11 protein-coding genes are annotated in these 14,637 nt (G+C 70.5%); 6 read left to right on the top strand and 5 right to left on the bottom strand.

Going from position 1 to position 14,637, the window contains the following annotated elements; translation table 11 throughout:
• Nucleotides 1–23 precede the first annotated feature (23 nt).
• From ICW72_RS01815 to ICW72_RS01805, 3 genes are read left to right on the top strand one after another with little or no spacing between them, the layout of a single operon-like run.
• A complete protein-coding gene (locus tag ICW72_RS01815; protein WP_191084673.1) occupies nucleotides 24–983 on the top strand; it encodes a tripartite tricarboxylate transporter substrate binding protein in 960 nt (319 codons plus the stop codon).
• Nucleotides 984–993: 10 nt separating this feature from the next.
• Nucleotides 994–1,953, top strand: a complete 960-nt coding sequence (locus tag ICW72_RS01810; RefSeq protein WP_191084672.1) for a tripartite tricarboxylate transporter substrate binding protein — start codon at nucleotides 994–996, stop codon at nucleotides 1,951–1,953.
• On the top strand, nucleotides 1,953–2,837 hold the full coding sequence (locus tag ICW72_RS01805) for an SDR family oxidoreductase (RefSeq protein ID WP_191084671.1): 885 nt from the start codon (nucleotides 1,953–1,955) through the stop codon (nucleotides 2,835–2,837). The genes ICW72_RS01810 and ICW72_RS01805 overlap by 1 nt, the downstream gene beginning before the upstream one ends.
• A gap of 1 nt (nucleotide 2,838) precedes the next feature.
• Here ICW72_RS01805 and ICW72_RS01800 read toward each other — a convergent pair whose 3' ends face one another.
• The 3 genes from ICW72_RS01800 to ICW72_RS01790 all read right to left on the bottom strand — a co-directional run bounded on the left by ICW72_RS01800 (nucleotide 2,839) and on the right by ICW72_RS01790 (nucleotide 7,841).
• Nucleotides 2,839–3,912 (bottom strand): glycoside hydrolase family 1 protein, encoded by a 1,074-nt coding sequence (locus tag ICW72_RS01800; RefSeq protein ID WP_191084670.1) that lies wholly within the window; start codon nucleotides 3,910–3,912, stop codon nucleotides 2,839–2,841.
• A gap of 4 nt (nucleotides 3,913–3,916) precedes the next feature.
• The gene (gene glf, locus ICW72_RS01795) at nucleotides 3,917–6,169 is read right to left on the bottom strand and encodes a UDP-galactopyranose mutase (protein WP_223880745.1); all 2,253 of its coding nucleotides are present in this window, start codon (nucleotides 6,167–6,169) and stop codon (nucleotides 3,917–3,919) included.
• A 160-nt stretch (nucleotides 6,170–6,329) separates the two neighbouring features.
• Nucleotides 6,330–7,841, bottom strand: a complete 1,512-nt coding sequence (locus ICW72_RS01790; RefSeq protein WP_191084669.1) for an AMP-binding protein — start codon at nucleotides 7,839–7,841, stop codon at nucleotides 6,330–6,332.
• A 101-nt stretch (nucleotides 7,842–7,942) separates the two neighbouring features.
• Here ICW72_RS01790 and ICW72_RS01785 point away from each other — a divergent pair, with 101 nt between their 5' ends.
• The 3 genes from ICW72_RS01785 to ICW72_RS01775 all read left to right on the top strand — a co-directional run bounded on the left by ICW72_RS01785 (nucleotide 7,943) and on the right by ICW72_RS01775 (nucleotide 10,866).
• Entirely contained in the window at nucleotides 7,943–8,704 is a 762-nt protein-coding gene (locus ICW72_RS01785; RefSeq protein ID WP_191084668.1) for an SDR family NAD(P)-dependent oxidoreductase, read from the top strand.
• Nucleotides 8,704–10,428: an L-arabinonate dehydratase gene (gene araD / locus ICW72_RS01780; protein WP_191084667.1), complete on the top strand. Its 1,725-nt coding sequence runs from the start codon at nucleotides 8,704–8,706 to the stop codon at nucleotides 10,426–10,428. The genes ICW72_RS01785 and araD overlap by 1 nt, the downstream gene beginning before the upstream one ends.
• Before the next feature lie 99 nt (nucleotides 10,429–10,527).
• Nucleotides 10,528–10,866 (top strand): hypothetical protein, encoded by a 339-nt coding sequence (locus ICW72_RS01775; protein WP_191084666.1) that lies wholly within the window; start codon nucleotides 10,528–10,530, stop codon nucleotides 10,864–10,866.
• On the opposite strand, the gene ICW72_RS01770 is transcribed toward ICW72_RS01775, so the two are convergent.
• Nucleotides 10,842–12,536 (bottom strand): hydantoinase B/oxoprolinase family protein, encoded by a 1,695-nt coding sequence (locus ICW72_RS01770; protein ID WP_191084665.1) that lies wholly within the window; start codon nucleotides 12,534–12,536, stop codon nucleotides 10,842–10,844. The two genes, ICW72_RS01775 and ICW72_RS01770, sit on opposite strands and share 25 nt — an antisense overlap.
• Nucleotides 12,533–14,635 carry a hydantoinase/oxoprolinase family protein gene (locus ICW72_RS01765; protein WP_191084664.1) on the bottom strand — a complete coding sequence of 701 codons (2,103 nt, stop codon included), beginning with the start codon at nucleotides 14,633–14,635 and terminating at the stop codon, nucleotides 12,533–12,535. Before ICW72_RS01765 ends, ICW72_RS01770 begins: the two co-directional genes overlap by 4 nt.
• Between the last annotated feature and the right edge of the window lie 2 nt (nucleotides 14,636–14,637).

Genomic DNA, 14,637 nt, shown 5'->3' with positions numbered 1-14,637 from the left:
AAAACCTACAGGGAGAACATCACATGAACCGTCGCAAGCTGCTGCTGGCGTCGCTGGCCGCGCCGGCCATCGCGCCCAACCTCGCCGCCGCGCAATCCTTTCCGAACCGCCCCATCACGCTGCTGGTGCCCTTCCCGCCGGGCGGGGCCACCGACATCCAGATGCGCAGCTTCGCCGAGGCCGCCACGCGCGCCTTCGGCGTGAACGTGCTGACCGAGAACCGGCCGGGCGCGGGGGCGACGCTCTCGGCCTCGACGGTCGCGCGCGCGCGGCCCGATGGCTACACCATCGCGCAATTCCCGCTGCCGGCCATGCGCCTGCCCTTCATGCAGCGCATGCCCTTCAACCCGCGCACCGACTTCACGCCCATCATGCACCTGACGGGCTATCTCTTCATCATGTGCGTGCGCGGCGACAGCCCCTATCGCACATGGGCCGACCTCGTGGCCGATGCGCGGCGCCGCCCGGGCGAGGTCCGCATCGGCAACACCGGCGCCAATGGCACGCCGCATCTGGCGAACATCGACCTCGCCACGCGGTCGAACATCGAGGTCACGCACGTCCCCTTCCGCGGCGAGGGCGATGCCATCCCGGCCCTGCTGGGCGGGCATATCGAGGCGACGGCCAGCGGCTCGGGGCCCATCCAGCTCATCACCGAGGGGCGGCTGCGGGCGCTGAACGTCTGGACGCGCGAACGCTCGCGCCGCCTGCCGGATGTGCCGACGCTGATCGAACTGGGCTTCCAGGACATGGTCGTCACCTCGCCCTATGGGCTGGTGGGCCCGGCCGGCATGGACCCCGAGATCGTGGCCCGGCTGCACCAGGGCTTCCGCACCGCGCTGAACGACCCCGCGCATCTCGCCACGCTGGAGCGGCTGGACATGCCGGTGGAATACCTGAACCCCGCCGACTACGCGGCCTTCATCGCGCGCACCATCCAGGAGGAAGAGGCGCGGGTGGACCGTCTCGGCCTGCGGGGCTGAGGGGATGGACATGAACCGTCGCACCCTGCTGCTGGCCGGGCTTGCCGCGCCGGCCATCGCGCCCGGCCTCGCCGCCGCGCAGAGCTTCCCCAGCCGGCCCATCACGCTGCTGGTGCCCTTCCCGCCGGGTGGCTCGACCGACATCCAGATGCGCGCCTTCGCCGAGGCCGCGACGCGCGCCTTCGGCGTGAACGTCATCACGGAAAACCGGCCGGGCGCGGGGGCCACGCTGTCGGCCGCCGCCATGCTGCGGACCCAGCCCGATGGCTACACCATCGCGCAGCTTCCCCTGCCCGCGCTGCGCCTGCCCTTCATGCAGCGCATGGCCTTCAACCCGCGCACGGACTTCACGCCCATCATCCACCTGACGGGCTACCTGTTCATGATGTGCGTGCGCCAGGACAGCCCCTATCAGAGCTGGGCGGATCTGGTGGCCGATTGCCGCCGCCGCCCGGGCGAGGTGCGCTGGGGCAATACCGGCGCCAATGGCACGCCGCACCTGACGCTGGTGGACATCGCGCAGCGCGAGAATCTGGACGTCATCCACGTCCCCTTCCGTGGCGAGGCCGACAGCACGCCCAATATCCTGGGCGGGCATATCGAGGCGGCGGCGACGGGTTCGGGGCCGCTGACGCTGATCGCGCAGGGGCGGATGCGGGCCTTGAACGTCTGGTCGCGCGAACGCTCGGCCAAGATCCCCGAGGTGCCGACGCTGACCGAACTCGGCTACGAGAACATGGTCGTCACCTCGCCCTATGGGCTGGTCGGGCCGCGCGGCATGAACCCCGAGATCGTCCATCGCCTGCATGAGGGCTTCCGCGCCGCCCTGCACGACCCCGCGCACCTGGCCACGCTGGAGCGGATCGACATGCCCCTCGAATACCTCAACACGGCCGACTACGCGGCCTTCATGGCGCGCACGACCGATGAGGAAGAGGCGCGCGTGAACCGCCTGGGGCTGCGCATGTGATGTTCGCGCCCGATTTCATGGCGGGGCAGCGCGTCCTCGTCACCGGGGGCGGGTCGGGGCTCGGCCGGATGATGGCCGAGTTCCTGCTGGCCCATGGCGCCGAGGTGGAAATCTGGGGACGGCGCGCGCCGGTCCTGGAGGAGGCCTGCGGCCAGCTCAACGCCGCCCACCCGGGCCGCGCGCGCTTCCAGGCGGTGGACATCAAGGACGCCGACGCCGTCGAGGCCGCCATCGCGGCCAGCTTCGCGACCGGGCACGGGCCCACGCGGCTGATCAACAACGCGGCGGGCAACTTCATTTCCCGCACGGAGGATCTGTCGCATCGCGGCTTCCGCGCCGTCTCGGACATCGTCTTCAACGGGACCTTCCATGTGACCCATGCGCTGGGCAAGCGCTGGATCAGCGAGGGGACGGGGGGTGCCATCGTCACCATCCTCGTCACCTGGATCTGGACGGGCTCGCCCTTCGTGGTGCCGTCGGCCATGTCCAAGGCGGGGCTGGATGCCATGACCAAGTCGCTCGCCATCGAATGGGGGCGGCATGGCATCCGGTTGAACGGCATCGCGCCCGGCCTCATCCCGACCGAGGGCATGCTCGCCCGCATCCGCCCCGGCGAGAACGACCCGGCCGCCAAGTGGAACGCGCGCAACCCCTTGGGCCGCACCGGCACGCCCGAGGATATCGGCCGCCTCGCCGCCTTCCTACTGAGCGACGGGGCGGGCTGGATCACGGGCCAGACCGTGGCACTCGATGGCGGGCAGTGGCTCGCCAATGGCGCGGGGTCCTACACGGAGTATCTCGCCTGGGGCGATGCCGAATGGGCCGAGGCGCGTGAGCGCATCAAGGCCCGCAACGCGGCGGACAAGGCGCAGCGCGGCAGCTGATTCACCGCGCCGGCGGCCGCAGCCCGGCCAGGGCCGCGGCCTGGCCCGGCCGGACGAAGCGTTGCCTTTCGCGCTGGCCGATCGGCCCGCAGGGGCAATGCCGGTCATTCTCCCAGCCTGGATAGTCCATGACGGGATAGACGCAGACCCCCTCCAGCGGCACGCCCGCCGCCAGGGCCGCCGCGCATTCCGCCGCGACATAGCCGAGCCAGGAATCGCCCTCCGGCTCCTCCGCGCCGGTCTCGGACAGCGCCAGCCGGACGGGAAAGCGCGCCGCCACCGCCGCCAGCAGGTCGCGCAGGGGGCGGTGGCCGGGGTCGCCGGGGTGAAGCCGTTCGCCCTGCGTGTCCCACTGGTTGTGGGGGTAGTGGTTCAGGCCCAGCACGTCGAAGGCTTGCCCATCGCGGGCGAGCAGCCATTCCACCGCCTCGAAGGCGCCTTCCATCTGCGCCCGCGCCGCCGCCTCGCTCCCGTCCTCGCCCAGGCGGGGCACCACATGGATCAGCGGCTCGCACAAGATCACGGGCTGGTGCGCGCCCGCGGCGCGAAGCGCCCCCACCACCGCGAGATGCGCATGGAGAAGCTGCGCCTTCAGCGCCCCGCCCTCGCCCGTGAGGAAGGGCGCGAAGCCGCCCGTCGTGCCGCCGGCCCAGGCCCAGAAGCCGATCTCGTTGACCGGCACCCAGCCCGCCGTGGCCACGCCCTCGGCCTGCAGCATTCGCGCGGCGGCGGCGGCGAAGCGCGCCAGGCGGCCGGGGAAGGCCGGGCCCATGATGTCGAGCCCCTCCGGCACGCCCCAATGGCAGAGGTCCCAGATGACCTCCACGCCCGCCGCGCGCGCGCCCTCGATCTGCGCGCGGGCGGAGGTCCAGTCGAACCGGCCCTCCTGCCGCTCGATGAGGTGCCAGCGCAGGGATTCCCGCGCGGTGCGGATGCCGAGCGAGCGCAGCAGCGCATGGTCCAGCGCGGCGTGGCGGTCATGGCCGCTGCCGGCGATGGAATCCACGCGCCGGCCGTCGGGGTAGAGCTGGGTCGCGCCCTCGAAGCCGCCCCAGACGAAGCTGCGGAACGCCACGCCGCTACTCCGCGGCCAGCGCAGCCCCCTGCCCCGCCACCAGGCGCCGCGCCGCGGCCAGGGCCTGGCCCACCACCTGGTCCATGTTCATGTAGCGATAGGTGCCGAGCCGGCCGAGGAAGGTGACCCCCGGCTCCGCATCGGCCAGCGCCTCATAGCGCTTGAACAGCGCCTGGTTGGCGGGGTTGGGCACCGGGTAGTAGGGCTCGCCCTCGGCCGAGGAGCGTTCGCGGCACAGGCTGGTCTGGCGATGGGCCTGGCCCGTCATGTGCTTGAACTCGGTCGTGCGGGTGTAGGGCGTGTCCAGCCCCGGATGGTTGATGGTGGCGACGGGCTGGGCGAACTCGACCGCCCGCGTCTCATGCTCGAAGACGAGGGAGCGATAGGGCAGCGGGCCGAAGCGGTGCCCGAAATAGGCGTCCACCGGGCCGGTGAAGACGGTGTGGCGGAAGCGCGCGCGCGGGACCGTGGCGAAGTCCGTGCCGGTCATCACCGTGATGTTCGGGTGGTCCAGCATGTTCTCGAACATGCGGGTGTAGCCGTGCAGCGGCATGCACTGGTGCCGGTCCTGGAAGTAGCGGTCATCCTCGGAGAGGCGCGTCGGCACGCGCGCGGTGACGCTGCGGTCCAACTCGCTCGGGTCGAGGCCCCATTGCTTCAGCGTGTAGCCGCGGAAGAACATCTCGTAGAGCTTCCGCCCCACGGAGGAGACGACGAAGTCCCGCGCGTTGGCGATATGCGCCATGGGCTCGGCCAGCGTGGCGAGGAAGGCTTCCGCCGCCGCCTCGTCCGGCAGCTCGCGGTTGAACACCCGCGAGAGGGTGGTGCGGTTGATGGGCATGGGCACCAACCCGGCCTCCACCTCGGCCAGCACGCGGTGCTCATAGGGCCGCCACGCCGTGAAGGCGGAGAGGTAGCGCAGCACCTCGTCGCTGTTGGTGTGGAAGATGTGCGGGCCGTAGCGGTGCACCAGCAGGCCCGCCGCGTCATGCTCGTCGAAGGCGTTGCCCGCGACATGGGGCCGCCGGTCCACCACCAGCACCCGCGCGCCGGAGCGCGCCAGCCGCTCCGCCATCACGGAACCCGCGAAGCCCGCGCCCACCACCAGGTGGTCGGCGATGGGCGCGGGGCGCGGGCAGGAAGCGGGCGCGGCCAGGGTCGGCCCAGTACCGCAGGCGGCGAGCAGCGCCGACATGCGGTCATGGATCATGTCCCAGGACATCTCGGCCAGCATGTCGTCCACCGCCACGAAGTCGTCGGCGCCGGTTTCCGCCATGGCGGCCTCGGCGGCGGCGAGGAAGCCCTCGACGCCCTCCGCGATCGTGACGGCGCGGATGCCGGCATAGCGGCGCACCACATCGGCCACGGGCGTGGACAGGACGCGCTTGCCGCCGGCGAGATATTCGGGCGCCTTGGTCGGGCTGATGAAGCGCGTGGCCTCGTTCATGGCGAAGGGCATCAGCGCCACATCCCAATGGGCGAGGTAGCGGGGCAGCTCCTCATAGTTCTTGGGCCCGAGCCAATGGAGGTTGGGCGCCTGGGGCAGTTCCTCCGGGCGGAGCTTCGCGACGGGGCCGACCATGGCGAAATGCCAGTCCGGCCGGCGCGCGGCCATGCCGGCCAGCAGGCCCATGTCGAGGCGTTCGTCCACCACGCCGAAATAGCCGAGCAGCGGGCGCGGCAGATGCGCCTGGTCCGCGGGCTCGTCCAGCGGCGCGCGGGCGGACATGAAATGGGCCAGGTCCACGCCGGAGGGGAAGCAATGCAGGTTGCGGTGGCGGCCGCGGCGCGCCGCATAGAGGCTGGCGCCGCCGGTGAACACCACATCGGCCCGGCGCATCAGCGCGTCTTCCCAATCCTTGATGTCGGCGGGGGCGTGGCGGAAGGCCGACAGCTCATCCATCACGTCGAAGGCGATGGCCTGCCAGGGCAGGTGCGCGGAGAAGGCGAAGGCCATGGGGGTGTAGTACCAGGCGGCGGCGGGGCCGATCTCGGCCATGAAGGCGTTCAGCAATGCGCGCAGCGCCGCGCGGTCCGACGGGTTGGGCAGAAGCGGGGTGACGACATTCACGCCCGTGCGCGGGCATGGCGCGACGCGCAGCCCGGCGGTGGCGTGGAACACCGGCTCCTCGAAGAAATGGACGGGGCGTTCCGCGGCGAAGCGCGACATGAGCTGCTGCGGGCGCTGGAACACCGAGTGCCAGCGAAGATGCGAGAAGCAGATCAGGGGAACCGCGGCGGGCGTGCGTCTTCGCACGGGGACAGGCGTGGTTCCGTGAGGCATGGGGGTTTCCAGCGATCGGGGGTTTGATGTCGCGGGCCGGAAGGGGGGACCCGCCTCACATCAAACGCCCACGGAACGGGCTGGTTGCACCGCCACATGCGAGGGGGTGGAATGCCGCCCCCCTGCCGCCACGCTAGAGGTAGCGTTCCTTCAGCACGCGGCGGAGCAGCTTGCCCGCCTCGCTGCGGGGGAGTTCGTCCAGGAACTCCACCGCGCGCGGCTGCTTGGGGCCGGCGAGGTTCTGCCTGCACAGGGCCAGCAGTTCCTGCGCCAGGGCGTCATTGCCCGGCGGGTGACGCGGCACGATCAGGGCGCGGGGGCGTTCACCGAACTCCTCGTCCTTGACGCCGATGACGGCGGCCTCGCTGACCTCGGGGTGGGTGAGGAGGACAGCCTCGATCTCGGCCGGATAGACGTTGACGCCGCCGGACAGGATCAGGTCCGCGCGGCGGTCGGAGAGGAAGAGGAAGCCATCCTCGTCCAGCCAGCCGAGGTCATGCAGGCTGGCCCAGCCGCGGTCATTATAGGCCTGGGCGGTCTTCTCGGCGTCATTGTGGTAGGCGAAGCGGGCGCCGCCCTCGAACCAGATGCGGCCCGTCTCGCCGGGCGGGAGTTCGCGGCCCTCATCGTCCAGGATGTGGACCTTGCCATAGGCGGGGCGGCCGACGGAGCCGGGCTTGTTCAGCCAGGTCTCGCTGTCGATGAAGCAGGTGCCGATGCCCTCGCTGCCCGCGTAGTATTCGCGGATGATGGGGCCCCACCACTCGATCATGGCGCGCTTCACCGGCACGGGGCATGGCGCGGCGGCGTGGATGGCGCAGCGGTGGCTGGAGAGGTCATGGTCGGCGCGGACGGCCTCCGGCAGGGCCAGCAGCCGCACGAACATGGTGGGCACCCATTGGCTGTGGGTGACGCGGTGCCGGGCGATCATGGCCAGGCAGCGCTCGGCGTCGAACTTCTTCAGGATGACGGCGGTGCCGCCATGGTCCATCGCGCGCTGGACGTAGCGGTTGGGCGCGGCGTGGTAGAGCGGCGCGGGCGAGAGATAGACCGTGTTCTCGTCGAAGCCGTAGAAGCCCTTCCAGCTCATGTCGAATTCGGGCTTGTGCCGGTCCTCATAGGGAATGAGGGGGCGGCGGATGCCCTTGGGCAGGCCCGTGGTGCCCGAGGAATAGAGGAATTCCCGGCCGATGGGCCGCGCCCCCGGCCAGGTGGTCGGGTTGTCCTCGATCAGCTCGTCCAGCGGCGCGTAGCCGGGCAGCGCCCCGCCCGAGACGAAGCGGTGCGGGATGGAACGGAGGTCCAGCGCGCCCGCGAGCGAGGCCAGGGAGGCGCTGGCCACCAGCAGCGCCGCGCCCGAATCGCGCAGCACATGCGCGACCTCATTGGGGCGGAGATGGATGGAGAGGGGTGTGACCATCAGCCCCGCGCGCTTGGCGCCATAGGTCAGGATGAGGAAATCCGGCCCGTTCTCCAGCAGCAGCGCGATTCCCTGGCCGGGCTCCAGGTCCAGCGCGATGAAGCCATGCGCCGCCTGGTTCGCGCGTGCGTCGAGCTCGCGAAAGGTCAGCCCCTCGCCCGAATCCGGAAAGATGGCGGCCAGCTTGTCCGGCGTGCGCGCGGCGCGTTCGGCGAGCAGCGGCATGGGCGTTCCTCATCATGTTTCCCGGCATGGTCGTGAGGGTGGCGGCTTGCGTCAAGCAAGGGGAAGTGGTGCGCTGCGCCCGCAAGTCAGGGAGAAGACGCATGGATGTTCAGGGTACCGTCGCGATCGTGACGGGGGGCGCCTCCGGGCTCGGGCTGGCCAGCGCGAAGCGGCTGGCGGCCAAGGGCGCCAAGGTGATGATCGTGGACCTCGAGACCAGCAATGGCGCGGCGGTCGCGCAGGAGCTGGGCGGCCAGTTCGCCGCCGCCGACGTGACCGATGAGGCGACCATGCAGGCCGCCGTGGCGCAGGCCGAGACAATGGGCCCGGTGCGCGTTCTGGTGCATTGCGCGGGCCGCGGCGGCGCGCTGCGCATCCTGGAGCGCGATGGCACGCCGGGGAGCCTCGCGCATTTCGAGAACATCATCCGCGTGAACCTGACGGGCACCTTCAACGCGGTGCGCCTCGCGGCGGCCGCCATGGCCAAGACCGAGGCGATGGCCGATGGGGAGCGCGGGGTGTGCATCCTGACCGCCTCCGTCGCCGGCTATGAGGGGCAGATCGGGCAGATCCCCTATGCCTCCTCCAAGGCGGGCGTCATCGGCTTCACTATCTGCGCGGCGCGCGACCTCGCCAGCAAGTCCATCCGCGTCTGCACCATCGCGCCGGGCATCTTCGACACGCCCATGCTGCAAAGGCTGGCGGACCCCATCAAGCAGTCGCTGGCGCAGACGGTGCCGAACCCGCACCGGCTCGGCAACCCGGATGAGTATGGCAAGCTCGCCATGCAGATCGTGGAGAATGGCTACCTGAACGGCGAGACCATCCGCCTCGACGGCGCCATCCGCATGGCGCCCCGCTGATGCGCAAGCGGCCCGAGGACCTTCGCAGCCATCGCTGGTTCGGCGTCGAGACCATGCGCTCGGCCAACCACCGTTCGCGGCTTCTGCAACTGGGCTTCGGGCCGCAGGAATTCCGCGGAAGGCCGGTGATCGGGGTGATCAACACCTGGTCCGACCTGATGCATTGCCACGGCCATTTCCGCGAGCGCGCGCAGGATGTGAAGCGCGGCGTCTGGGCGGCGGGGGGTTTCCCCGTGGAAATCCCGGCCATGGCGCTGCCGGAGGTGTTCCAGAAGCCCTCCACCATGCTCTACCGCAATTTCCTGGCGATGGAGACGGAGGAGATCGCGCGGTCCCTGCCGCTGGATGGCCTCGTGCTGATGGGCGGCTGCGACAAGACCGGCCCCGCGCTGATCATGGGCGCCATCTCCATGGGGCTGCCGGCCATCTATGTGCCGGCCGGGCCGATGCTGAGCGGCAACTGGCGCGGGCGGAAGCTCGGTTCGGGCAGCGATGTGTGGAAGTATTATTCGGAACTGCGCGCGGGCACGATCGCGCAATCCGACTGGAACGAGATGGAGGCGGGGCTGTCGCGCTCCGCCGGCACCTGCATGACGGCGGGCACGGCCAGCACCATGGCGCTGGCGGCGGAAGCCCTCGGCCTGACCCTGCCCGGGGCGGCCAGCATCCCCGCCGTGGACAGCGCCCATCCGCGCATGGCGGCGGCGGCGGGCAGCCGCATCTTGGAGATGGTGTGGGAGGATTTGACCATCACGCGCCTGCTGGACCAGCGCAGCCTCGACAATGCGGTGGCGGCGACCATGGCCTTCGGCGGCTCCACCAACGCCATTCCGCACCTGATCGCCATCGCGCGGCGGGCGGGCATCGCGATGGATCTGGAGCGGTTTGATGCCATCAGCGCGCGCGTGCCGCTGATCGCGAATTTGCGCCCCAATGGCGACCGCTACCTGATGGAGGATTTCTTCTACGCCGGCGGCAGCCGGGGGTTCCTCGCGACCCTGGCGCCGCATCTGGCGCTGGATGCCACGACCGTGAACGGCACGCTGGGCGCGCAGCTGGAAGGTGCCGAGGTGTTTGACCGCGACGTGATCCGCGCGCTCGACAACCCGCTGCACCCCAATGGCGGCGTGGTGGTGCTCCGGGGCACGCTGGCGCCCGATGGCGCGGTGATCAAGCAGAGCGCGGCCAGCCCCGAGAAGCTCTCCCACACCGGGCCGGCCGTGGTCTTCGAGGACTACAACGACCTCGACGCGCGGCTGGATGACCCCGCGCTGGAGGTGACGCCGGACAGCGTGCTGGTTCTGAAGAATGCGGGCCCCGTGGGCGGGCCGGGCTTCCCCGAATGGGGCATGCTGCCCATCCCGAAGAAGCTGCTGGCGCAGGGCGTGCGGGACATGGTGCGCGTCTCGGATGCGCGCATGTCGGGCACCAGCTATGGCACCTGCGTGCTGCATGTGGCGCCCGAGGCGGCGCTGGGCGGGCCGCTCGCGCTGGTGCGCGATGGCGACATGATCCGGCTGGATGTGGAGGCGCGCAAGCTGGACCTGCTGGTGGATGCGGCCGAGTTGGAAGCCCGCCGCGCCGGCTTCACGCCGCGCAAGCCCGTGCAGGCGCGCGGCTGGACGGGGCTCTACCAGGCGCATGTGCGCCAGGCGGACAGGGGCTGCGACATGGATTTCCTGGAGCGCGGCGCGGTTCCGGCCGAGGAGCCGGAAATCCATTAGTCGGAAAATTCCCGGCTCAAGCGTTCCCACCGCGTCCCCTTCTGCCATACTGCCGGCCGGGGGCGGCACCCTTCGCCCCGAGACACCGAGGGAGAAGCCATGATGACGCCTCGCAACTGGATGCTGGGCCTCGCGCTCGCCGCCGGCATCGGCACGGCCCAGGCCGCGACCGTGACCACCGCCTGGGAAGCCATCAGCGACGGGCAGGATGCCTGCCTCAGCACCGGCGTGGAGGCCACGCGCCAGGCGGGCTTCCGTGGCAGCATCTCGAACGACCGGCAGACGGTGTTCGGCTGGCGCGGCGATGACAGCATCGCCATCCGCTGCATCGGCGACCGGCGGCTCGCGGTCATCTTCATCTATGTGGTGAGCCGCGAGGACAACAACGCGCTGCTGCAGACGGTGCGGAACACCTATCGCCGGCCGACGAAGGGGTGAGCGGGGGGCTCAGCCCCCCACCCGTAGAGCCGCTTCGCCTCCGCCGGGCTGACCAGCCCATCGGCCACGTCGCGCGCGACCAGTTCGGGGTCGCGCTGGCGCGGATCGCCCATGCCGCCGCCGCCGGGCAGCTTCAGCAGCAGATGCCGGCCCTTGGGCACCACCTGGAAGCCCTTGGTGCGGAGCACGGTGCCGTTGGCGTCATCGAGGCCGACCCAGCCATTGGCCCCTTCCCCGCCGCCGAGACGCCCCTTGGGGGCGTTCGCCACGCGGTCGAAGATGGCATTCACGGCGAATTCGGCATCGCCCTTGGCGCCGATCTCCATGATCTGCCCGAAGCCGCCGCGCGTCTTGCCCGCGCCCGCGCTGTCGGGGCGCAGCTCCTTCCGCCAGAAGATCACGGGCGCCACGTTCTCCGTGGCCTCCACCGGCATGGTCCGCACACCGGAGGGGAAGGCGATGCCGTCCAGACCATCCTTCATGGGCCGCGCGCCGGTGCCGCCGGAGTTGAAGGTGATGATCTCGAAATCCTCGGTCTCGGCCGCCTGGCCGCTGACCTGGCTGCCGCCGCGCAAGGGCGGGTTCCACAGCGCCGAGGAGCCTTCCGCGTTCACGCGGTCCGGCACCGCATGGCTGAGGCAGCCCATCATCAGGTCCGGGATCAGCTGGCCGATGACGTGCCGCACGCTGACCGGATAGGGCCGCGGCGCGTTGAGGATGCAGCCCTCCGGGATCACCATCTCGAAGGGCTTGAGGCTGGCCCAGTTGTTGGGGATTTCGGGCGCCACCACGCACTTGATCCCGAAGCAGGAATAGGCGCGGCAATAGGAGGGCGGCACGTTGATGCCGCGCGTGGACAGGCCCGAGGTGCCCGCATAATCCACCACGATGCGGTCCGCATGCAGCGTCATGGCGGCCTTCAGCGTGACGGGCGCCTCATAGCCATCGCTGCGGATTTCGGCGTGGAAGGTGCCGCGCGGCAGGGCGGCGATCGCTTCCTGCGTCGCGGCCAGGCTGCTGTCGAAGATGAAGGTGGCGAGCCCGTCCAGGCTGTCCATCTTGTACTCGTCCATCATCTCGACGAGGCGCTTCGCCCCCGCGTCATTGCAGGCGCAGAGGGAGTAGATGTCGCCCTCCAGCTCCACCGGCGTGCGCGAGCCGACGCGGATGAAGTCGAAGAAGGTCTCGTTGGGCGTGCCCTGGTCGAAGCACTTCACGATGGGGATGTAGAGGCCTTCCTCGAAGACCGACCGCCCCTCGGGCCCCATGCCGAGGCCGCCGATGTCGATGATGTGCGCCGTGTTGGCGAAGAGGCCCACGATGGCGCCGTTGCGGAAGGCGGGTGTGACCACCGTCAGGTCATGCAAATGCCCGGTGCCGAGCCAGGGGTCGTTGGTGATGTAGTGATCCCCCGGCTTCATGCCGGCGGGGGGGAATTTCGCGAGGAAATGCCCCACGGATTCCATCATGGAATTCACATGGCCCGGCGTGCCGGTCACGGCCTGGGCCAGCATGCGCCCTTCCAGGTCGAAGATGCCGGCCGAGAGATCACCCGCCTCGCGCACCGTGGTGCTGAAGGCGGTGCGGATCATGGTCTGCGCCTGTTCCTCGACCACCGCGATGAGGCGGTTCCACTGGATCTGGCGCTGGATTTTTTCGAGGGCGTTCATGCCGCGTCTCCCTTGGTCAGCTCCAGGTATCCCAGCCCATCCATCCGGCACGACCACCCCGGCCCCACCAGCGTGGAGGTCTCATCCTCCACCACGATGCAGGGCCCGGGCACGGTCGCCCCAGGTGCCATGTCGTCGCGGGCATAGACGGCCCACTCGGCCACCTGGCCCGTCGCGGTGTCGCGCACCTGCTGGGTGCGGATGGGCGCGGGCGCGGGCGCGTCCATCACCTCGGCCACCGGGTCGGCGTGGTCCACCACGGTGGCGACGGTGACGGCGAAGCTCAGCACCTCCACATCCGAACCCGGCACGGGGCGGTCGTAGAAGCGGGTATACTCGGCATCATAGGCCGCGCGGATGTCGGCGATGTCGGCGGGCACCAGCGGCCGCACGGGCATGGGCACCGCGATCTCATGCCCCTGCCCCACATAGCGCATATAGGCGATGCGCGTTTCGGTCGTGGGCGCGCCGAAGCTGCCCTCGGCGACAACCTGCGACGCCTCCGCGCTCATCGCCGCCAGCAGCGCGTTCACGCCGTCGAGGTCGAAGCGGGCGAAGCGGGTGTAGAGGCTTTTGACCACCTCATAGGCCACGGGCGCACGCAGGAAGCCGATGGCGGAGCCCACGCCGGCGCCCGAGGGCACCAGCAGCCGGTTCACGCCGATCTTCTCCGCCACGCGATACCCATGCACGGGCCCGCCGCCGCCGAAAGCGATGATGGCGCGGCCCTCATAGGACTTCGCGCTCTCGATGGCATGGACGCGGGCGGCGTTGGCCATGTTCTCGTCCACCATCTCGACCACGCCCAGCGCGGCCATGCCGGCATCGAGGCCGAGCTTGCCGCCCACATGCGTCTCCAGCGCGGTGGCCGCCGCGGCTTCATCGAGTGCCAGCGAACCGCCCGCGAAACTCGCCGCGTCATAGCGGCCGAGGGTGAGGTTCGCGTCCGTCACCGCGGGCTTCGTGCCGCCGCGGCCATAGCAGGCGGGGCCGGGCATGGCGCCGGCGCTTTCGGGCCCCACCTGGATGCGGCCCATGGCGTCGAGGCTGGCCAGCGAACCGCCGCCCGCGCCGATCTCCACCATCTCGATCACGGGGATGCGCAGCGGCAGGCCGGAGCCGCGCTTGAAGCGGCCCACACGCGCCACCTCGAAGGTGCGGCTCGCTTGCGGCGCGTAGTCGTCAATGAGGCAGACCTTGGCGGTGGTGCCGCCCATGTCGAAGCTGAGCACCTGCTTCCAGCCGCGCTGCCGTGCCACGAAGGCCGAGAAGATGGCGCCGCCCGCGGGCCCGCTCTCCACCAGGCGAATGGGGAAGCGCGCGGCCGTCTCGACCGTGGTGAGGCCGCCGCCCGAGAGCATCAGGAAGAGCGGCGCGGCGACACCCATCTCGCGCAGCCCCGCCTCCAGCCGGCCGAGATAGCTGGCCATCAGGGGCTGCACATAGGCGTTGGCGACGGTGGTGCTGAAGCGCTCCCACTCGCGCATCTCGGGGCTGACTTCGCTGGCCAGCGAGACGGGCACGCCGGGCAGTTCCGCGCGCAGGATTTCGGCGGCGCGCTGCTCATGCGCGGGGTTCACGAAGCCGTGCAGGAAGCCGACCGCGATGGCCTCGATGCCTTCGGATTTCAGGAAGGGGATGTGCGCGCGCAGGCTGGCTTCATCCAGCGGGCGCAGCACCTTCCCGGTGTTGTCGAGGCGTTCCACCACCGGCAGGCGCCAGCGGCGCGGCACCAGCGGCTGCGGCAGCTCGATGTTCAGGTCATACTGGTCGTAGCGGCTCTCATTGCCGAGGGCCAGCACGTCGCGGAAGCCCTCGGTCGTGATCAGCGCCGTCTTGGCGCCCTTGCGCTCGATCAGCGCATTGGTGGCCAGCGTGGTGCCATGGATCACGAGCGTGACGTCGGCGGGGGTGAGGGAGGCGCGGGCCAGCGCCACGCGCACGCCCTCCAGCACGCCGAGTTCGGGCGCGTGCGGCGTGGTCAGGACCTTGGCGGTCCAGCGCGTGGCCTCGCCCTCGGCGTCCTGCGCTTCGAGGGCGACGTCGGTGAAGGTGCCGCCGATATCGGCGGCGAGGCGAACGGAGGTGTAGCTGGGCATGC

Source organism: Roseococcus microcysteis (assembly GCF_014764365.1).
Taxonomy (GTDB): domain Bacteria; phylum Pseudomonadota; class Alphaproteobacteria; order Acetobacterales; family Acetobacteraceae; genus Roseococcus; species Roseococcus microcysteis.
Note: the sequence above shows the minus strand (reverse complement) of the source record. Positions and strands in the feature narration are given on the sequence as shown.